Below are 21,285 nucleotides of genomic sequence, written 5' to 3' on the forward strand. Positions count from 1 at the left end.
CATTTCACCGCTACACCTGAAATTCTACCCCCCTCTACAAGACTCTAGTCTGCCAGTTCGAAATGCAATTCCCAGGTTGAGCCCGGGGCTTTCACATCTCGCTTAACAAACCGCCTGCGTACGCTTTACGCCCAGTAATTCCGATTAACGCTTGGACCCCTCGTATTACCGCGGCTGCTGGCACGAAGTTAGCCGGTCCTTCTTCTGCGAGTAACGTCACACCTAAACGCTATTAACGCTTAAGCTTTCCTCCTCGCTGAAAGTGCTTTACAACCCGAAGGCCTTCTTCACACACGCGGCATGGCTGCATCAGGCTTGCGCCCATTGTGCAATATTCCCCACTGCTGCCTCCCGTAGGAGTCTGGGCCGTGTCTCAGTCCCAGTGTGGCTGATCATCCTCTCAGAACAGCTAGGGATCGTCGCCTTGGTGAGCCATTACCTCACCAACTAGCTAATCCCACCTAGGTACATCCAATCGCAGAAGGCCCGAAGGTCCCCTCTTTTCCCCCGTAGGGCGTATGCGGTATTAGCAGTCGTTTCCAACTGTTATCCCCCTCGACTGGGCAGNTCCCTAGGCATTACTCACCCGTCCGCCGCTCGTCAGCAAATTAGCAAGCTAATTCCTGTTACCGCTCGACTTGCATGTGTTAGGCCTGCCGCCAGCGTTCAATCTGAGCCATGATCAAACTCTTCAATTAAAGTTTTGGTGAAACCCGAAGGTTTCGGCTCAATGAATTCTGATTCCGTTTCAAAGACTCGGAAGAATCTTAAAAACGTTGTACATATTGCTATGAACACTCATTGTTACATTGATTTAATTCTTTGATTGCCAACCCGAAAGTTAGGCAATTTCGATTAACTCAACACCTGTGAGTGTCCACACAGATTACTTGATAAATTGTTAAAGAGCGTTAGCACATCTCGGTAGTTCCAAGTGGCTAGGGCTGCGTATTCTACGCAATCCTTGGTTCGCGTCAAGCAGTTTTTGAAAACTTTTTGATGCGGCACTTTTCAGCGCCTGACCACCCTGTAAGCAAGGTGTTTAACCAGGTTACTTAGTGCTTTACGACTTATCTCTGCGAGCTTCGCCGTGTCAGTGGTTGCGCATTATAGGGAGTTATCTTGGGGGCGCAAGCTGTTTTTGAAGAAAAATGACAATTTTTGCAATCTTTTTAGATAGCCACAAAATACACACCTATTACCCCCAGCTTTATCCACAGAACAGACTTGAACGATTAAAAATCACACTCTTTATTGCGATGAAGTGACTGGGTTACAGGCTCATCCACTCAGAAGTTAGTAGTGATAGCTTTACCTTATCAGTAGTACATTGTACTGACTTGGTCTATGCAGTCATTCTTTATAGGGGTAGGCCAACATAGAGAGCGATATCTATTTAAAGGTTTATAGTCTTTGATTAATGCACACTATTAGTTAATACATGCAAAGTGGTGTGTTATTACCCTCTACTTTGTGTAAAGCCGCATTATTATCGTTAAACAAAGCGCGAGTGGGGTAAGATCAAAAAAGCCATCCCTAAGGATGGCTTTTAACTAGGCTGGCAAAATTAGCTTAATTTGCCGTGGCACTGTTTGTATTTGCGACCCGATCCACAAGGACAGGGGTCGTTACGCCCCACCTTTTCACCTTCGCGTACGACAGGCTGTGTAGCAGCAAGTGCTTGGGCTTCTTCGCCGCCAACCAATGCTTCAGCCTCTGCGTGTTGATAATCGCGACGGATTTTCGCTTCTTCTTGACGACGACGCTCTTCCATCTCTTCAACATCGGATTGTGCTTGCACTTGTACCTTTGACAGTACACTTATCACATCATGCTTTAAGGTATCGAGCATCTGCTGGAACAGCTCAAACGATTCTCGCTTATACTCTTGCTTCGGGTTCTTCTGCGCATAACCACGTAAGTGAATACCTTGACGCAAATGATCCATTGCAGCTAAGTGCTCCTTCCATAGGCCATCGAGTGTTTGCAGCATGACCGCTTTCTCGAATTGACGTAGCACCTGAGCACCGACCATCTCTTCTTTAGCTTGATAAGCTTTCACCCAAGTATCGACGATACGCTCGCGTAGCGTTTCTTCGTGCAGATCGTCTTCTTTATCTAACCACTCTTGCACTGGCATCTTTAAGCCATACTCTTGCTCAAGGCGCGTTTCAAGACCAGCAACATCCCATAACTCTTCGACCGACTGAGGTGGAATATATTGATCGATAAGTGCATTGACCACATCGGCTTGAATATTGACGATAGTATCTTTAATACTGTCGGCATCCATCAATTCATTACGCTGCGCGTAAACCACCTGGCGTTGATCATTGGCAACGTCATCGAATTCGAGTAGTTGTTTACGGATATCGAAGTTACGTGCTTCTACTTTACGTTGTGCATTTTCAATCGCACGTGATACCCATGGGTGCTCAATCGCTTCGCCTTTTTCCATACCCAGTTTCTTCATCATTGAAGCAACCCGATCTGAAGCGAATATACGCATTAAACTATCTTCCATCGACAGATAGAAACGTGAAGAACCCGCGTCACCCTGACGACCAGAACGACCACGCAGCTGGTTATCGATACGACGCGACTCATGGCGTTCGGTACCCAGAATATGTAAACCGCCGGCCGCAACCACTTCATCGTGTCGAATTTGCCAATCGGCCTTAATTTTGGCTTTTTGCTCTGGCGTTGGATTGTCGAGCGCTTCAATCTCCATATTCCAGTTACCACCCAGCACGATATCGGTACCACGACCGGCCATGTTTGTAGCAATAGTAACGGCACCTTTGCGGCCAGCTTGCGCCACAATGTCAGCTTCACGTTCATGGAACTTAGCGTTGAGTACTTCGTGTGGGATTTTGGCTTTCTTTAACAAGTTGTGTAGCAACTCAGATTGCTCAATCGACACAGTACCGACCAATACAGGCTGTCCGCGCTCGCGACAATCTATGATGTCTTTGATTATCGCATCATATTTTTCGGCCGCAGTTAAGTAGACTAAATCGGGATGATCTTTACGCACCATAGGACGGTTGGTAGGGATCACCACGGTGTCGAGACCGTAAATATGCTGGAACTCAAACGCTTCAGTATCTGCAGTACCCGTCATACCTGCCAGTTTTTCATACTGACGGAAGAAGTTCTGGAAGGTGATAGATGCCAGCGTTTGGTTTTCATTTTGAATATGCACGCTTTCTTTAGCTTCGACAGCCTGATGCAGACCTTCAGACCAACGACGCCCAGGCATGGTACGACCCGTATGCTCATCGACAATGATCACCTCATTGTCTTGCACTATGTAGTCAACATCTTTTTCAAATAGTGTGTGTGCACGTAGCGCAGCATTCACATGATGCAATAAAGAAATATTAGCAGCAGAGTAGAGTGAATCACCCTCAGCAAGCATACCGCGCTCGGTAAGCAGCACTTCTACTTTCTCTTGGCCGCGTTCGGTTAAATGAACTTGTTTGGCTTTTTCATCGACAGAATAATCGCCCTCACCGACCTCCTCTTCAGTATCTTCTTTCTCTTGACGAATAAGATGAGGAATTAAGGTGTCGATCTTTTTATAAAGCTCAGAGCTGTCTTCAGCAGCACCAGAAATAATCAATGGCGTACGCGCTTCATCGATAAGGATCGAGTCAACTTCATCGATCAATGCGTAATGTAATGGACGCTGTACGCGTTCGGCTGGTGAAAACGCCATGTTATCGCGCAGGTAGTCGAAGCCAAACTCGTTGTTGGTACCATAGGTAATATCAGCATCGTAAGCCATCTTCTTCTCAACTTGACCCAAGCCAGCAACGTTAATGCCAACAGTCATGCCAAGGAATTCAAACAGAGGGCGGTTATTTTCGGCATCGCGGCGGGCCAAGTAATCGTTCACTGTGATAACGTGCACGCCTTTCCCCGTAAGTGCGTTCAGGTAAGCTGGCAAGGTGGCGGTTAACGTTTTACCTTCACCGGTACGCATCTCTGCAATGCGGTTACTGTCGAGCACCATACCACCGAGCAATTGCACATCGAAATGACGCATATCAAAAACACGTTTAGAGGCTTCTCGCACAACGGCAAACGCTTCAGGTAGCACATCATCGAGAGTCTCACCTGCGGCTAAGCGCGCCTTAAACTCGGCGGTTTTTGCCTTCAACTCTTCATCGGAGAGCTTCTCGAAATCGGCCTCAAGCGCATTAATTTTAATGACGACCTTATTAAGCGCTTTAAGGGTACGATCGTTACGACTACCAAATATTTTTGTCAGTAATTTACCAAACATCTGAACCACTTTTATGTTATTGGCTTAGTCTCTATCGAAACTGGAAGCCTATTTTTAATTTAACCTGCCTTGCGGTAGACATATTTTTTGGGATCTATCTGCTGCCCATTTCGCAACACTTCATAATGCACATGCGGACCCGTCGAACGACCCGTACTGCCCATTTGCGCAATACTCTCGCCTTTAGCGACCACATCACCTACAGCTACTGACAATGACTTATTATGCCCATAGCGAGTGCGCAGACCATTACCATGGTCAATTTCGACTAACTCACCATAACCAAACATACTGCCTGACCACGTTACGACACCGCCAGCGGTTGCCACAACGTCGGCCCCCTCTTTACCGGCAAAGTCGATACCTTTATGCATCGTTCTTCTGCCATTAAAAGGGTCATTACGTAAACCATAGTGGGATGATAACCAGCCTTTTTGGATGGGACGTCCCGAGATATAACGCTCATCATCTATATGGAGATTAGATGTCACTGTTTCAAGTAGTGATAATTGAACATTATTATTATCTATGCGATAGACTAGCCTATCCATATCTTGGATAAGCTGATCGAGTTCGATGTTGCTACCTAGTTCACTTAGGCCGCCGACACCGACTTCTGAAGAGAAATCGAATTGATCTTCGAGTTTGTAATCTTTGGCAACTTGTTGCCCCAGCGCCTCTAACCGAGTCACTTTGGCCTGCATGCGGGCGACATGAGTCACCAGCATCGCCAACTGCGATTCTGTTGCACCTTTTAACTCGATGAGTTGATGCAGCTGTTCTTCTCGAGCAACACGTTCGTTATCAACGTTGTTTTGTTGCTGCACAATTTGTTTTGCATGATGTTGGTATAGCCCTGTACCTGCTGCAATGAGCAAGATAGGGAGTAATAGCCAACGCTTGCCTGGCTGCCAGCGCGTGGCACCATTTCGACCTTGAATAAAAACTGTTACACTCATAGCCTCATTAAGCCATTTTATTATGTGATGAAATGAAAAAGCCCCCGCAGGATCTCAGCCAGTTACTACATCAACAAGGTCAGTTACCTTCACTTGCTGAAAAAGCAGAACTGTTACTTCACTTGGATCACTATGTGAAACAGGTGATGACAGGTCCTGTCACGGAGCAACTTAAAGTTGCCAATTTCCGTCAAGGTGTTCTTGTTATCGAAACCACGACTGCTGCATGGGCCGCCAGAATTAACTTTCAAAAACCCAAAATGTTACAGCAGTTACGAGCCGAAACGCTCCCCATGCTGTCCGCTATCGAGGTTAAAGTCAACCCGGGCTTGAACTTGTATGAAACAAAATCAAAGCCAGCTCACAACCAGATTAGCGAAACTGCAGCTGCCCATATACAAGCCTTAGCCGATCATACCGAAGGTTCACTAGGCGTAAAACTAAAACGGCTGGCTGCTTTAGCCAGCCGTTCAAGGCAATCTTAATATCGAGTTAGGCGAAGGTGGCGCCACTTGGTACCGCAAAGCTCACTGGCGCCTCTTCTTCTTTCTCGAAACTCACAAGCTCCCAAGCATCTTGCTCAGCTAGCAGCGCACGCACCAATTGATTATTCAGTGCATGCCCTGTCTTGTAGGCACAAAACTCACCCACAATTGCATGACCGGCTACATAGAGATCGCCAAACGCATCGAGTATCTTATGCTTAACAAACTCATCCTCATAACGCAGACCATCGGGGTTGAGGACGCGATATTCGTCAAGCACAACGGCGTTCTCCATGCTGCCACCTAATGCTAGGTTGTTCGCCCGTAGATATTCGATATCACGCATAAACCCAAAGGTTCTTGCGCGGCTAATATCACGAACAAAGGCGGATGAAGAAAAATCCATCACCACATGTTGCTGGCTTCTGGCGATTTCAGGGTGATCGAAATCGATAGCAAAATCGACTCTAAAACCTTTATATGGACGTAACTCAGCCCATTTATCACCATCTTCAACACGTACGGGACGCTTGATTCTTAAATATTTCTTTGCTGCTGCTTGTTCCTGTATTCCCACTGATTGCAGCAAGAAAACCCATGGACTAGCACTGCCATCCATGATCGGAATCTCGGGAGCGTCGACTTCAATGACGGCATTGTCGATCCCAAGTCCCGCTAATGCGGCGAATAGATGCTCAATCGTTGAAATACGAACACCATCATCATTGACCAGCGCCGTACACATGGTCGTTTCGCGCACTTGTTCCGCTTTCGCCGCTATCGCAACGTTAGGGGTTAAGTCGGTACGAACCAAGACGATCCCGGTGTTGACTGGTGCGGGTTTGATCGTCAAAGTCACCTTATTACCGGAATGCAATCCGACACCGGTGGTCTTAACCATCTCTTTAACAGTTCTTTGAAAAATCATGTTTTTACCCGTTATATCTCAACCAAAGCAATAAATTTTTTGCACAACAAAACAGCACGCATAGGCGCAGCAGGTCGGACATGATAGCATACCTTCATAAATTCACAAAAATTTACTCATCAAGTCACAGTGTGCGTTATTTGCTAATAACCACCACACGCCCAGCTTAACACAACAGATTAATCAGCTTGTTTGCGCAAAAAAGCCGGAATATCTAAATAATCAAGATCGTTCTTAGGCTGATTTATCGATTCCACTTTGTGCACAGGCATGACATTACCACCACTGCCGGCCATAGGTTGCATCGCGTCTTCAACAGGTAATTCTCCCTTAACCTCGGTAGGAGTCACTTGCTCTGGACGTGGAGCAGGCTTTGATACCAGCTGAATGTCTGGTTTCTTCTCGGCACCAATACCTGTGGCAACAACAGTCACACGAAGCTCATCGCTCATTTCTGGATCGATAACCGCCCCCACAACCACAGTCGCGTTATCTGATGCATAAGCCTTAACATGGTTACCCACAGTTTCGAACTCTTCGATACTCATATCCATGCCAGCGGTGATGTTAACCAATACACCACGCGCGCCAGCAAGATCGATATCTTCTAGTAATGGACTAGCCACAGCAGCTTCAGCGGCTTCTTCAGCACGGTCTTCACCACTTGCCACGCCAGTGCCCATCATGGCATTACCCATCTCCGACATCACGGTTTTAACATCCGCGAAATCCACGTTAATAAGGCCAGGGCGAGTAATCAGCTCAGCAATACCTTGCACCGCACCAAGCAGTACGTTGTTTGCTGCGGCAAATGCGTCGAGTAAAGAGGTGCCGCGACCCAATACTTTAAGCAATTTCTCGTTTGGAATGGTGATTAAAGAGTCGACATGCTTTGCAAGCATTTCGATACCTTGGTCGGCATAAGCCATGCGCTTTTTACCTTCAAAAGGAAATGGCTTGGTCACAACCGCAACGGTAAGTATCCCTTCTTCACGAGCGATCTCGGCAACCACAGGGGCTGCGCCAGTCCCCGTACCACCACCCATACCCGCTGCAATAAAGATCATGTCAGAGCCTTTAATTGCATTGCGGATATTTTCTCTATCTTCTTCTGCCGCTAAACGACCGATTTCAGGGTTTGCCCCGGCACCAAGTCCCTTAGTTACGTCACGACCCAGTTGGATCGTTGTGCCAGCCGCAGACTTACGTAACGCCTGAGCATCTGTATTTGTGGCAACAAACTCAACACCTTCGATGTTGTGCTTGACCATATGTTCGACGGCATTGCCGCCACCTCCACCGACGCCGATGACTTTAATCACCGCCTCGTCTGAATGACTATCCATGATCTCAAACATGGTATTCTCTCCGTTTAGTCTGCGTTATTAATTTAAAACTCGCCTTTAAACCAGCTTTGGACTCGATTCCAAAGGCTGGTTACCCCTTGACGCTCTGGACGCTCAAACTGACGTTCGATCACCCTTCTTGCGCCGTAATGCAACAACCCAACTCCCGTGGAGTAGATGGGTTGATTTACATATTCAAATAACCCTTTTACCGCTAATGGCTCAGCCACTCGCACTGGCATACCAAAGGTGGCTTCAGCCACATCCACAGCACCTTCAATCGATGCCGTGCCGCCAGTTAATACAATCCCTGCAGCGACTTGATCTTCCATGCCACAGTCTCTTAATTCTTTACGGACTAGCTCAAACAACTCTTGGTACCTAGGCTCAACCACCTCAGCCAAGGTATGACGCGACATAGTGCGTGATGGGCGCCCACCAACCGATGGCACCTCGATGCTGTCTTCACGGCTGACCATAGAACTACGCGCACTGGCATACTGCACTTTGATCTGCTCGGCATGAGACAAAGGCGTACGGAATATTTTGGCGATATCATTGGTCACCTGATTACCCGCCACTGGTACTACCGCACAATGACGCAGCGCACCATTGGTATAGATAGTGATATCGGTAGTACCGCCGCCCATATCGACCAAACACACACCCAGATCTTTTTCATCATCGGTCAGCACTGAATCTGCCGAAGCGATAGCGGAAAACACCAGATCATCAACCTTTAAACCGCAACGTTCGACACTCTTAGTGATATTTTTTGCCATGTCGTTTGCACAGGTGACGATATGCACCTTAGCTTCCATGCGCATACCCGACATACCGATAGGGCTCTTAATACCATCTTGCACATCAATCGCATATTCTTGCGGTAACACATGCAAAATACGGCGCTCAGTTGGGATCTTGACTGAGCGCGCCGTATGGATAACGTTATCGACATCTTCTTGGGTGACTTCTTCGTCATTAATCGAGACCATGCCATTTTCGTTTTGGCATTGGATATGCTTACCCGAAATGCCTAAATAGACAGAGGCCACTTGACAGTCGGCCATGAGTTCTGCCTGATCTAATGCACGCTGAACACTGCGCACCACAGAGTCAAGATCATTCACGCCGCCTTTATCCATGCCGCGAGAGGGATGACTGCCTAAGCCAACCACGCTGATCTCTCCATCAGGTAACACCTCGCCAATGATCACTGCGACCTTTGATGTCCCTATGTCCAATCCAACGATCAGATTTCTATCTTGATTCTTGGTCATTAATTAATGGCTCTCATCTTGTGCATTATCCCAACCTACGGCCAATCCGGTATCGTAGCGCAAATCCACTCTGGCAACGGGTTTATCTTGGTTTACTAATGTGGGGTACACATCGATAAACCGTTGAACCCGCGCCATTTTATCTTCTCGTCCTAAATTTAACTCTATGCCGCTGTCTAAAACGCCCAGCCAAGCATGCCGAGGACTCAATTCTAAATGGGTTAATTTAAACCCATTTATGGTTAATAACTCACCAATCTGACGATAGTGGGTTAAAACCGACATCGCCTGATCGTTTGGGCCAACTAAACTCGGTAGTTCACCTACCCCTGGTTTCATTGGCGCCACAAATACTTGCCCTTGCTCATTGACCCAATCGGTTTCATTCCAATGAGCGACAGCTTTCTGCTCTATCAGATACACCTTGAGCTTTGCTGGCCACTCACGTCGTACCGATGCTTGATACACCCAAGGCAAATTTTCTAACGCCTGTTGTACCTGATTCACATCAGCCGAAAAAAAGCTGCGCTGCATCAAATCTTTCAGGGCCGCTTGGATCTCTGCGTCACTGGTAAATTGCCTATCACCTTTTACCGCCACCGCTTCGATAGGCAAAGCATCGGCATCGTTGAGCACTAGGTTTAACTTCCAAGCCCCCATGAACAAGCCACTGAACACTAGAAACAGAAAGATCAATCCAAGGCACAGATACCAATCGACCCGTAATAGTCGCTTTCGCCCACGATTAAGCCGCTCGTTCCAGGACACGATTTACCGTCCTAACACACTATTTTTAGTACATAAAACACTCAAAATGTCACACATGTACTGTAATAAATAACCGGGCATTATAACGACCTCAACCATAGCGTCAAAAGCTTCATCGTCGGCCTATCGTGACAGCGATAACACCATCACGACTTCACCTGTTCAAATAACAAATTGGCATCGGCCAGTTGACGGCTAATTGCCCCAATATTGCCAGCCCCTTGGGTCAGTAACAGATCGCCATCTTGTAACACGCCAGGTAAAATTGCTTCTAGCTGCTGTGGATCGGCGACAAAAATAGGGTCAAGCTGCCCACGTTGGCGAATTGAGCGACACAAGGCGCGGCTATCAGCACCTGGCACTGGCGCTTCCCCTGCACTATACACATCGAGTAACAGCAAACAGTCGACCTGGGCTAATACATCAACAAAGTCATCATACAAATCTCGGGTACGGCTGTAACGATGAGGCTGATACAACATCACTAAACGCTTATCCGGCCAGCCAGAGCGCGCCGCCTTAATGGTTGCTGCGACTTCACTGGGGTGATGACCATAATCATCGACCAACATGACGCTACCCGTTTGAGTGTTAAATTCACCCAACTGCTGAAAACGACGACCAATCCCCTGAAACTCTGCCAAGGCTTTTACAATGGCCTCATCTTCAATTTCATCTTCGGTTGCCACGGCAATCGCCGCCAGTGCATTTAGTACATTGTGTTGCCCTGGCAAATTAACGCTTAAGTCCAGATCGGCCATCGCTTCACGGCGCACGGTAAAACTGCAACGATAACCTTGCTGCACAAAATTGAGCGCCTGCACATCGGCGTCTTCGCTAAAACCGTAAGTCACCACCTTGCGACTGATACGGGGCAATAACTCTCTCACTACAGGATCGTCAATACAGGCCACCGCAACCCCGTAAAAAGGCAGGTTGTGCAAAAAGTCGATAAAGGTCGATTTGAGTTTCTCAAAATCACCGCCATAGGTGTCCATGTGATCGGCTTCGATATTGGTGATCACACTCACCATAGGTTGCAAGTGCAAGAAGCTGGCATCACTCTCGTCCGCTTCGGCTATCAAATAACGGCTCTTACCTAAACGTGCGTTGGTGCCGGCGCTATTAAGCAGGCCACCAATGACGAAGGTCGGATCGCGCTCAGCCTGACCATAAATACTGGCAATTAAACTGGTAGTCGTGGTTTTTCCATGGGTACCCGCAACGGCAATGCCGTGACGATAGCGCATTAATTCGGCCAGCATTTCTGCCCGACGAACGATGGGAATGCGCAGATCTTTGGCGGCCAATATTTCAGGATTGGCCGCATCAATTGCGGTGGATACCACCACCACATCGGCGCCTTGCACTTGTGCAGCCTTATGGCCGATATATACAGTTGCCCCTAAACGACGCAAACGGGTGGTCACTGCATTATCGGCGATATCCGATCCGCTTAAACGGTAGCCCTCATTGAGCAACACTTCGGCAATACCGCCCATCCCCGCACCACCGATGCCAACAAAGTAGATCTGTTTAACCCGGCGCATCTCAGGAATTATGCTTCTTAAAGGGGCATATTTATCTTCGGCTTTACTCATCTGAATCCTTATTGGCCAGCGCGGTGCACACGGCCGCCACTCGCTCTGTTGCATCTAACACTGCGACACTTTTCGCCAATTCGCCCATCTCTCTCAAGGCGTTGCGATCACTTGCCAGCATCTGCAGTTTACTGATCAATTTGTCACTATCTAATACGGTTTGCGGCAATAAAAAGGCGCCACCCGCTTCGACTAATACTTGGGCATTTTTAGTTTGATGATCGTCTACCGCATGGGGATAAGGCACCAAAATACTGGGTAAGCCTACCGCCGCCACTTCTGACACCGTCAGCGCGCCAGCACGGCATAACACCACATCAGCCCAGCGATACGCAGCCTCCATATCATCAATAAACTCGGCCACCTTAACACTGCCCGACTGGCCACGTTGTAAATAGTCATTTTCTACACTGGGCAAATTGCCTTTACCCACCTGATGCCACACAGTGATCGAATGATGCTTGCTCACCTCGGCCATCACAGCTGGCATTAAGTCGTTAAAGACTTTGGCCCCCAAACTGCCCCCCACGACTAACACACGCAAGGCGTCGTCAGTACTTCCCGTCCTGCACTGACCTAAATTAATCAGCTCACGGCGTATGGGGTTGCCCACCACTTCGGCGCGACTCTCGAAAGTATTATGGAAGGCACATAGCACGCGGTTGGCGATACGCGACAACAGCTTGTTGGTCATGCCAGGGATCGCATTTTGCTCATGCAGCACCAGCGGAATACCGCTTAGCCTAGCCGCAATGCCACCTGGGCCACTGGCAAAACCGCCCATGCCTAATACCACATCAGGCTTAAATTCGTTAATCACCTCACGAGCTTGCATAATTGAACGCACAATTTTAAACGGCGCCGCTAACTTACGCAGCACACCGTTACCACGGACCCCTTTAATATCGATAAAGTCGATATCGAAACCGTGCTGAGGCACTAGGCGCGCCTCCATCCGCTCTGCGGTGCCTAACCACCGCACCTGCCAGCCTCGTTTGGCCAAATGTTTGGCCACCGCTAACGCCGGAAATACATGCCCTCCCGTGCCGCCAGCCATGATCAAAATACGTTTTTGTAAGACCATTATTTCACCTTGCCTTGCACTGCCTGTATCAGGCTTAATCGCCGCTCATGGTCAATTCTAATTAATATCATTGCGGCTGCGGTCATCACCCAAAGGCTACTGCCGCCATAACTAATAAAAGGCAGAGTTAAGCCTTTTGTCGGCAACATGCCAATACTGGCTCCCACATTGACCACGGTTTGAAAGCAAAACCAGATACCAATTGAATACGCTAAATAGCCTTCAAATGCTCTGTCTCTGAGCAAACATAAATTGCCTAGTTTAATCGCCCTTAGCGCCACAAATAATAAAGCCGACAACACAATAATGATGCCGACAAAACCTAACTCTTCACCAATCACCGCAAAAATAAAGTCGGTATGGGCCTCGGGCAGGTATTCCAATTTTTGGATACTGTTACCTAATCCCTGACCAAACCAGTCGCCACGGCCATAAGCCATTAACGATTGCGTCAATTGGTAGCCGCTACCAAAAGGGTCTTGCCACGGGTCCCTAAACGAAGTGATCCGCCGCATACGATAGGGCTCAATAAGTACCAAGCCAACAAAAGCCACCGCACCAGTTAAGATTAAGGCGAAGAAGTCGAGCAACCTCGCCCCAGCCAAAAACAGTAACCCGACTGTGCCAACAAATAGCACCACAACCGTACCCAAATCGGGCTGCAGTAAGATTAGCGAGGCGTATACTGCGAATACCGCAATCGGTTTATAAAACCCTTTAGCGTTTTCACGCACCTCTTGATGACGCCTCACTAAATAGCCCGCCATATAAATAGCAAAGGCAAACTTAGCAAGCTCAGCCACCTGAATACGAATGGGTCCAACCGATAACCAGCGCGTAGCACCATTAACTGTGGTGCCTATAATGGGCACCAAGGCCAACATTATTGCAACCAGCAGCAATAATATCGGGCTAAATTGCTGCCAGCGATGCATCTCAACTCGTAATACCACCGCGGCGATAATCACACACCCGCTGATATAGGCGACATGACGCCACACAAAATGAAATGGATTACCCGTTAATGTCTGCGCCTCTGGCATAGAAGCCGACATCACCATGATAAAACCGAAACAGATTAAGCCGATAACCGCAAACAGCAACGAGCGATCGTACAGCTGCATGCCCGGCGCATCACGCTGACTAAACAGATTGGGCAGCGACCAACGAATGCCACTACCAAACAGGTTAAGCTGGCGCTCGGCGCTACGCATTCCCAGCCTCAGTATCGAGTGCCATCACTTGCGCGCGAAAATCGTCGCCACGTTCCATAAAGTTACGGTACATGTCGAGGCTAGCGCACGCTGGTGACAACAGCACTATGTCGCCATCGCTCGCCAAGCGAGCCGCTTGCTCAACCGCCGCCGCCATAGAATCGACCTTAATCGCACCGTCAAACAATGCCGCAATGTTATCGCCATCTTTGCCTAAGGTGATTAACTGGCTCACGCCCTGTAGCGCATCTATCAGCGGCGAAAAATCGGCACCTTTACCGTCACCTCCGGCAATCAGTAATATCTCACCGGTATAACTCGCCAACCCTTGTAATGCCGCCAAGGTTGCACCCACATTGGTCGCCTTAGAGTCATTAACAAACATCACGCCATTGCGTTTAGTCACTAACTCACAACGATGCGGTAGGCCGGTAAATTGCTGCGCCACCTGCACCATCGCCGCCTTAGGAATACCGACACTGTCCGCCAGTGCCATCGCGGCTAACAAGTTTGCGTGGTTATGGCTGCCGACAAGAGCAAGCTCGCTTACAGCCACAAATTCTGTGGTGCCATGCACCAACATGCCATGTTCAATCCCCCATTCATCGCCTTTAGGTGCCGATAACCCAAAGCTTTGCAGGTTCATCGGCTCGCTTGGCATGGTTTGAGCGTCATCGCGATTCACAATCACCAACTTAGTCTGACTATATAGACTCAACTTGGCCTGACGATACGCCTCTAAATCGGCGTAACGATCCATATGATCTTCGCTGATATTGAGACACGTTGCGCTGATACATTTAAGGCTGTGCGTGGTCTCTAATTGAAAACTAGACAGCTCCAGCACGTATAAGGCTGGTTGCTGGTCAAGCAGATCTAATACCGGCACACCAATATTGCCGCCCAGCGCATAATCGAGCCCGGCACTCGCTGCCATCTCTCCCACAAGTGTCGTGACGGTTGACTTGCCGTTTGAGCCGGTGATACCAATCACACAGGCAGGGCGATCGGCTATCGCTCGGGCAAATAGCTCCACATCACCGACCACCTCAATCCCCATATCGATAGCAACCCTAATTTCTGGGGTATCGAGCGGGATACCAGGGCTAATCACAATTTGGCTCGCTTGCACTAAATAGCGACAATCAAATCCGCCGGTAAGCAACTCAACCTGCGGGAAATCACGACTGAGCGTTTCCCGGCCAGGCGGTTGCTCGCGACTGTCCATCACCAGCGGCGTGATCCCTTGTTTGGTTAAATAACGCACCACCGACAGCCCTGTGGCTCCCAGTCCTAATACTATGTGCGTATAACAACTCGTCATGAGTGTTTACCTTAACTTTAAGGTTGCTAAGCCTAGCAACACTAAAAACAGCGAAATAATCCAGAAACGTACAATAACCCGAGGTTCTGGCCAGCCTTTTAATTCATAGTGATGATGAATGGGTGCCATTCTGAAAATACGTTGACCACGCAGCTTGTACGACCCCACCTGCAAGATGACCGATACGGTTTCCATCACAAATACGCCGCCCATGATCACCAGTAAAATCTCTTGGCGTACTAACACGGCAATGGTTCCGAGCGCAGCGCCCAATGACAAAGAGCCCACATCGCCCATAAAGACTTGTGCTGGGTAAGTGTTAAACCAGAGAAAGCCCAACCCCGCGCCCACAATAGCGGTGCAGACAATGACTAACTCGCCAGAACCTGGCAAATAGGGAATATGCAGATAGTTGGCAAATTGCACGTGCCCTGAAAGATAAGCAATCAAAGCAAACGCTGCCGCCACCATCACTGTTGGCATAACTGCCAAGCCGTCGAGACCGTCGGTTAAGTTAACCGCATTACTTGACCCAACAATGGTGAAGTAAGCCAAAACGATAAAGAGCACACCCAACTGCGGCATCACATCTTTAAAGAACGGCACCACCAATTGGGTTTCACCCACGGTTTGCGCCGAGGCATACAAATAAAATGCTATGGCTAATGCCGCTAATGATTGCAGGATATACTTCCAACGAGCAATCAAGCCCTTGGTATCTTTACGTACTACTTTACGGTAGTCATCAATAAAACCAATCAGACCGAAAGCGGCCAATACAAACAGCATCACCCACACATAACGGCTGCCCAGATCGCCCCACAACAGCACGCTAATGAACACGCCCGCTAAGATCAGCAAGCCCCCCATGGTCGGGGTGCCGCGTTTACTAAAATGCGATTCGGGTCCATCGTTACGTACCACTTGACCTATTTGCAGTAACTGCAAACGCTCAATCATCTTAGGTCCCCACCACAAACTAAATAGCATGGCGGTCAACAGACCAAGGATCGCCCTAAATGTCACATAAGAAAAAACGTTAAACCCTGAATAATACTGGGTTAGATACTCAGCCAGATAAACCAGCATTAATACAACTCCTTGCGCTCGAAGGCGGCAATTAAGGCCTCTACCACGCGCTCCATTTTGGCACTGCGAGATCCTTTGACTAACACAGTCACATCTCCATCTAACTGGTTAAAATAATTGATTAAACTTACGACCAACTCATCTAAATGGTCAAAATGTTGCCCCGAAAATGCGTCACTGCTGTTTCGGCTAAGCTCTCCAAGTGAGAACAAGGCATCGATCCCCTGTAACTTGGCCTTTTCGCCAAGTTGCCAATGTAAAAGGGACGCATTGTCACCTAATTCGCCTAAATCGCCCAGCACTAAACAGCGATTTCCGCTAATTTCTTGAAGCCAGTCAATTGCCGCCCCTACCGAGGCAGGATTGGCGTTATAACTGTCATCGACTAATAAAATGCGCCCCAGCTGTGTGGGCAACATACGGCCTTGCACCGGCGTCAATTTATGCAAACCATCGACAATCTCATGTAGCGACAGCCCTAAGGCTAAACAACATGCGGTGGCCGCTAAGGCATTGCTCACCTGATGGCGCCCCGACAAAGGCAAACTCACTGGATAACACTGCTGCTGATAGTGCAGGTCAAAGCGATAGCGCCCCACTACATCCGCCCGTAAGTCGCAAGCGACCACATCGGCCCGCTTAGCAAGCTCTGGCTCGGCTTCAGTACTCTCTTGTATCGAAAAGGTCAGCTGTGCAGTACCTGCGGCCGCAGCATGCATTACATCCGCAAAAGCGTCATCGGCATTGATCACCGCAACGCCAGCTTTCGCCAAATGATTGAAAATTTCAGACTTAGCCTTAGCCACACCTTCGAGTGAGCCAAAGCCCTCTAGGTGCGCCGAGGCGACATTATTAACCAGAGCGACATCCGGTTGCACTAAAGATGAAGTGTAATTAATCTCGCCGATATGATTAGCGCCTAATTCGAACACCCCAAATTCATGTTGCGGCTCTAATCGCAGCAGGGTTAAGGGCACGCCAATCTCATTATTGAAGTTACCTGCGGTGTAAAGCACCTGATGCTGCTGAGATAAAATCGTCGCGACCATCTCTTTGACGCTGGTCTTGCCATTAGAGCCGGTCAGCGCCAACGACTTAGGCGCAACGTGTTGTTTTACAAAGGCTCCTATCTGCCCCATCGCCAACTGACTATTGCCTACGACCAACTGCGGTACGGGTAATGGCAACACCCGCTCGACTAACAAGGCCGCGGCTCCGTTATCAACCGCTGTGGCGGCAAAGTCATGGCCGTCGAAGCGCTCCCCTTTTAGGGCGACAAATAAGGTCTGCGCATCGACCGCGCGGCTATCACTAGCCACTTTGCTTACAGTTAAGTCATCACCGACTAATCTGCCACCGAGTTGAGTGGCTAATTGCGTTAAGGTTAAGGGGATCATACGGCTCTCCCAGCAATCGCGGCCGCTAAGGCGCGTTCATCATAATCGATGCGGCGCCCAGCTATCTCTTGATAAGCCTCATGGCCTTTACCAGCCAGCAAAATTAGATCGCCAGGAGCTGCATTGGCCACCACTTGCTCAATCGCTTGCTGGCGGTCAACATTTGTCAGCGCCATCTCAGGCTGAGCAAGTCCGGCGATAATATCGGCAATAATAGCTTCGGGGATTTCGCTACGGGCATTATCACTGGTGACCATTAGCCGATCGGCATGCGCCTCGCCAGCTTGTGCCATCAATGGGCGTTTGCCTTTATCCCTATCGCCACCACAGCCAAACAAACACCACAGCTGCCCTTGGCAATGGCCTCTAAGCGCCGTTAATGCTTGGGCGAGTGCATCTGGCGTGTGGGCATAATCCACCACTAACGTCACGCCATTTTGGGTCGTAAAACGCTCCATGCGCCCAGCGACAGGTTGTAACTGTGCCACATGCTTAAGCAGCTCTGCCATGGAGTAACCACACAGATACAAAGCCCCTAATGCGGCGACCAAATTGGCCAGGTTAAATATGCCCAATAATGGGCTATCCACTTGGGCTTGTCCCTCTGGCCAAACTAATGTGGCACTGACGCCATTAGCATGTTGCTTTACCTCTGTGGTGTAAATGGCAGCACGAGGATGAGCGTTAACGCTGTAACCGACAAGGTGTTGGCCATGGCTATCATCGAGCCACTGCTCACCAATAGGATCGTCGATATTAAGTAGCCCATGAGACAAAGAGGCAAAACGAAATAACCGCTGCTTTGCAGCGCCATAGGCGTCCATCGTGCCGTGATAATCGAGGTGGTCGCGGCTTAAATTAGTAAATACCGCCACATCAAAGGGCACCGCATCGACACGGCCTTGTACCAGTCCATGACTCGATACTTCCATGGCACACACCTGCGCGCCTTGGCGATTAAATTCATGCAGCTGACGCATCACAGTAATAGGGTCGGCAGTGGTATTGCCGCTATCGACTAACTGCCCCCAAATCCCATTACCTAAAGTGCCCATAACCGCACTGCGACATGCCATGCTCTCACATAACTGGGCAATTAATTGGGTGACCGAGGTTTTGCCGTTGGTACCCGTCACCCCGATGATTTTACAACGCTCGACGCCCAAATGATAAACTTGCGCCGATAAGGCTGACAACTGACGCGATAGCTGAAAGAAAAAAACCTGTAAGCCGCCCTCATGGCTCACTTGACCGTGCAACTCTGGCGAGTCGGTATGCACAATGGCGGCGTTCGCACCATTAGCAAAGGCGGCTGCAATATATTGCCGACCATCGACCTTGTGGCCAGGCACGGCAACGAAGACACAGCCAGGCGAAATATCGCGGCTATCTAAACTTAAATGTGTCATCGTTTCGGGGCCCGCAAAATGAAACCAGGGCGCCAGTACATCACGCAGTAACATTATTCACCTCTCCTAACATTACCGGCTAATCTCACTTTTTCTTGAGCACTAATAGGCTCAACATTCAACATCTGTAACGCTCCTGACATCACTTTAGCAAACACTGGAGCTGCAATATCACCGCCATAATAACGATCGCCTTTGGGTTCGTTGACCACGACGACAATCGCCAACTTAGGATTATGTACCGGAGCTACACCAGCGAATAACGCCACGTAGTCGTCACCATAACCACCAGCAACCGCCTTACGTGCTGTGCCCGTTTTACCCGCAACCGGATAACCATCAATATGGGCTTTCTTGGCGGTGCCACCTGGCTCGGTCACCCCTATCAGCATCTGCATTACGTTTTCGGCCACCTCGGTCGATACCACGCGCTGCCCTTCAGGTGGCTGATTTAATTTAAGAATGGATGAAGGATACAAGATGCCACCACTGCCTAGCATGGCGTACATTCTGGCTATCTGCAGCGGCGTTACCGTTAAGGCATAACCAAAAGAGAGGGTCGCTCGTTCAAAATCAGACCAGCGACGGCGATCATGAATGAGTCCGGCGCTTTCACCCGGAAGGTTAATGCCAGAGTAGCTGCCCAGCCCCATCGCTTGGTAATAGCCCAATAGCTCTTGCACCGGCATAGAGAGCGCAATTTGGGTCATGCCCACGTTGCTTGAATGCACCAATACATCGGTGAGGCTCATGTCACCGTAATTGCGCCCATCACGCACAATTTTACCACCGATACGAATGCGTCCTGGGTGAGTCTTAAAAATCTGATTAACGTCAATGGTGCCCGCTTCTAATGCCGCCGCAACCACAAACGGCTTAATGGTTGAGCCCGGTTCATAGGCATCGGTGAGCGCGCGATTGCGCATGCGGTAACTCTGCAGATTATCCCTAGAGTTAGGGTTATAAGAGGGAGTATTCGCCATGGCCAAGACTTCGCCCGTATGCACATCGAGCACCACAATCGAGGCTGACGTCGCTTGGTTGATTTCCGTAGTACGTTTAATCTCTCGGTAGGCAAGTTGCTGAATGCGCTGATCGATACTGAGCACTAAATCATTCGAGTTTTCACCCATTTGCACCATGTCTAACCGTTCAACCACATGACCGTCGCGCGACTTACGCACCTGTTGCTTGGTTGGCGTACCCGTCAGCCAGTCGTTATAGGTATTTTCAATGCCTTCAATACCGATATCATCAATATTGGTCAGCCCCACCAGCTGCGCCGAAATTTCACTGGTGGGATAGTAGCGCCGCGACTCGGCTTTTAAGTACACGCCGGGTAACTTAAGTTGCTTAATGTAATCGGCAACGGCGGGCGTGACTTGACGCTTAAGGTAGGTAAAGCGGCGCTTTGGGTTTGATTGCACCCGCGTAAGAATCTCGCTTTTAGGCGCGTGCAACACGTCGGCTAACGCTTGCCAGCGACGCATATCAGCAAAACCGTCTTCGTCATGCACCACTTTAGGGTCGGCATAAACCGCCTTAACGGGCACACTAACGGCAAGCATCTCGCCGTTGCGGTCGGTGATCAAGCCTCGGTGCACTTCGCGGCTTGTGGTACGTAGTGTGCGCATATCACTCTCGTGGCGCAGCTTTTCTGGCTCAATAATTTGAATATACGCCGCGCGTCCCACTAAGCTGGTAAACAACACACACACAAACGCCACTACGACGTATAGACGCCAGTGGATAAGTTGTGGTTTTTGCTTACGTTTCGCTTGCTTCTTCACGGTATTCTTATCACCACTTCTTCGTTAGGCAAGGGCCTGATCATCTCTAACTCTTTGGTCGCAATACGAGTCACACGGCTGTGCTCAGATTGCGACTGCTCTTCTAACAGCAAATTACGCCACTCAATATCGAGGCGGTCACGTTCTTGCAATAACTGCTCCCACTGACTGGTGTACTTACGACTGGCATGGCTGGTGTACACCACCAACACGGCATTAGCTAACACGGCCACCGCGAGCAATAGCACCCACTTGTGATGCCATAAATCTAGTAACACGATGCGGGTCAAATTGAGCTGTGTTTTACTCACTAGAATCCC

General features: G+C 49.1%; 16 protein-coding genes and 1 rRNA gene. 1 reads left to right on the forward strand and 16 read right to left on the reverse strand.

The window, feature by feature from the left end; all coding sequences use genetic code 11:
* From DN599_RS10315 to DN599_RS10325, 3 genes are all read right to left on the reverse strand, one after another.
* A 16S ribosomal RNA gene (locus tag DN599_RS10315) occupies positions 1–698 on the reverse strand; the annotation flags it as partial.
* 869 nt (positions 699–1,567) lie between these two features.
* Entirely contained in the window at positions 1,568–4,291 is a 2,724-nt protein-coding gene (secA, locus tag DN599_RS10320) for a preprotein translocase subunit SecA (protein WP_110457546.1), read from the reverse strand.
* Positions 4,292–4,350: 59 nt separating this feature from the next.
* Complete coding sequence (locus DN599_RS10325; RefSeq protein ID WP_110457547.1) at positions 4,351–5,250, reverse strand: M23 family metallopeptidase; 900 nt, start codon at positions 5,248–5,250, stop codon at positions 4,351–4,353.
* Between the two features lie 32 nt (positions 5,251–5,282).
* On the opposite strand from DN599_RS10325, the gene DN599_RS10330 reads away from it, so the two are divergent.
* Complete coding sequence (locus DN599_RS10330; protein WP_110457548.1) at positions 5,283–5,735, forward strand: DUF721 domain-containing protein; 453 nt, start codon at positions 5,283–5,285, stop codon at positions 5,733–5,735.
* Between the two features lie 7 nt (positions 5,736–5,742).
* Here DN599_RS10330 and lpxC read toward each other — a convergent pair whose 3' ends face one another.
* From lpxC to ftsL, 13 genes are all read right to left on the reverse strand, one after another.
* A complete protein-coding gene (lpxC, locus tag DN599_RS10335) occupies positions 5,743–6,663 on the reverse strand; it encodes a UDP-3-O-acyl-N-acetylglucosamine deacetylase (RefSeq protein WP_110457549.1) in 921 nt (306 codons plus the stop codon).
* 179 nt (positions 6,664–6,842) lie between these two features.
* Complete coding sequence (gene ftsZ, locus DN599_RS10340) at positions 6,843–8,021, reverse strand: cell division protein FtsZ (protein ID WP_110457550.1); 1,179 nt, start codon at positions 8,019–8,021, stop codon at positions 6,843–6,845.
* Between the two features lie 32 nt (positions 8,022–8,053).
* Entirely contained in the window at positions 8,054–9,289 is a 1,236-nt protein-coding gene (ftsA, locus tag DN599_RS10345; RefSeq protein WP_110457551.1) for a cell division protein FtsA, read from the reverse strand.
* 3 nt (positions 9,290–9,292) lie between these two features.
* Positions 9,293–10,057: a cell division protein FtsQ/DivIB gene (locus tag DN599_RS10350; RefSeq protein ID WP_110457552.1), complete on the reverse strand. Its 765-nt coding sequence runs from the start codon at positions 10,055–10,057 to the stop codon at positions 9,293–9,295.
* A gap of 146 nt (positions 10,058–10,203) precedes the next feature.
* Positions 10,204–11,658 (reverse strand): UDP-N-acetylmuramate--L-alanine ligase, encoded by a 1,455-nt coding sequence (murC, locus tag DN599_RS10355; RefSeq protein ID WP_110457553.1) that lies wholly within the window; start codon positions 11,656–11,658, stop codon positions 10,204–10,206.
* Positions 11,651–12,742 (reverse strand): undecaprenyldiphospho-muramoylpentapeptide beta-N-acetylglucosaminyltransferase, encoded by a 1,092-nt coding sequence (gene murG, locus DN599_RS10360; RefSeq protein WP_110457554.1) that lies wholly within the window; start codon positions 12,740–12,742, stop codon positions 11,651–11,653. Before murG ends, murC begins: the two co-directional genes overlap by 8 nt.
* A complete protein-coding gene (ftsW, locus tag DN599_RS10365; RefSeq protein WP_110457555.1) occupies positions 12,742–13,956 on the reverse strand; it encodes a cell division protein FtsW in 1,215 nt (404 codons plus the stop codon). Before ftsW ends, murG begins: the two co-directional genes overlap by 1 nt.
* The gene (gene murD, locus DN599_RS10370; RefSeq protein ID WP_110457556.1) at positions 13,949–15,280 is read right to left on the reverse strand and encodes a UDP-N-acetylmuramoyl-L-alanine--D-glutamate ligase; all 1,332 of its coding nucleotides are present in this window, start codon (positions 15,278–15,280) and stop codon (positions 13,949–13,951) included. The genes ftsW and murD overlap by 8 nt, the downstream gene beginning before the upstream one ends.
* Before the next feature lie 6 nt (positions 15,281–15,286).
* Entirely contained in the window at positions 15,287–16,369 is a 1,083-nt protein-coding gene (gene mraY, locus DN599_RS10375; RefSeq protein WP_110457557.1) for a phospho-N-acetylmuramoyl-pentapeptide-transferase, read from the reverse strand.
* Entirely contained in the window at positions 16,369–17,766 is a 1,398-nt protein-coding gene (locus DN599_RS10380; RefSeq protein WP_110457558.1) for a UDP-N-acetylmuramoyl-tripeptide--D-alanyl-D-alanine ligase, read from the reverse strand. The genes mraY and DN599_RS10380 overlap by 1 nt, the downstream gene beginning before the upstream one ends.
* A complete protein-coding gene (gene murE, locus DN599_RS10385; protein WP_162599203.1) occupies positions 17,763–19,232 on the reverse strand; it encodes a UDP-N-acetylmuramoyl-L-alanyl-D-glutamate--2,6-diaminopimelate ligase in 1,470 nt (489 codons plus the stop codon). Before murE ends, DN599_RS10380 begins: the two co-directional genes overlap by 4 nt.
* On the reverse strand, positions 19,229–20,965 hold the full coding sequence (locus tag DN599_RS10390) for a peptidoglycan D,D-transpeptidase FtsI family protein (RefSeq protein WP_110457560.1): 1,737 nt from the start codon (positions 20,963–20,965) through the stop codon (positions 19,229–19,231). Before DN599_RS10390 ends, murE begins: the two co-directional genes overlap by 4 nt.
* The gene (ftsL, locus tag DN599_RS10395) at positions 20,962–21,276 is read right to left on the reverse strand and encodes a cell division protein FtsL (RefSeq protein WP_110457561.1); all 315 of its coding nucleotides are present in this window, start codon (positions 21,274–21,276) and stop codon (positions 20,962–20,964) included. Before ftsL ends, DN599_RS10390 begins: the two co-directional genes overlap by 4 nt.
* Positions 21,277–21,285: the final 9 nt, after the last annotated feature.

The organism is Shewanella algidipiscicola, from assembly GCF_900380485.1.
In the GTDB taxonomy this organism is placed as follows: domain Bacteria; phylum Pseudomonadota; class Gammaproteobacteria; order Enterobacterales; family Shewanellaceae; genus Shewanella; species Shewanella algidipiscicola.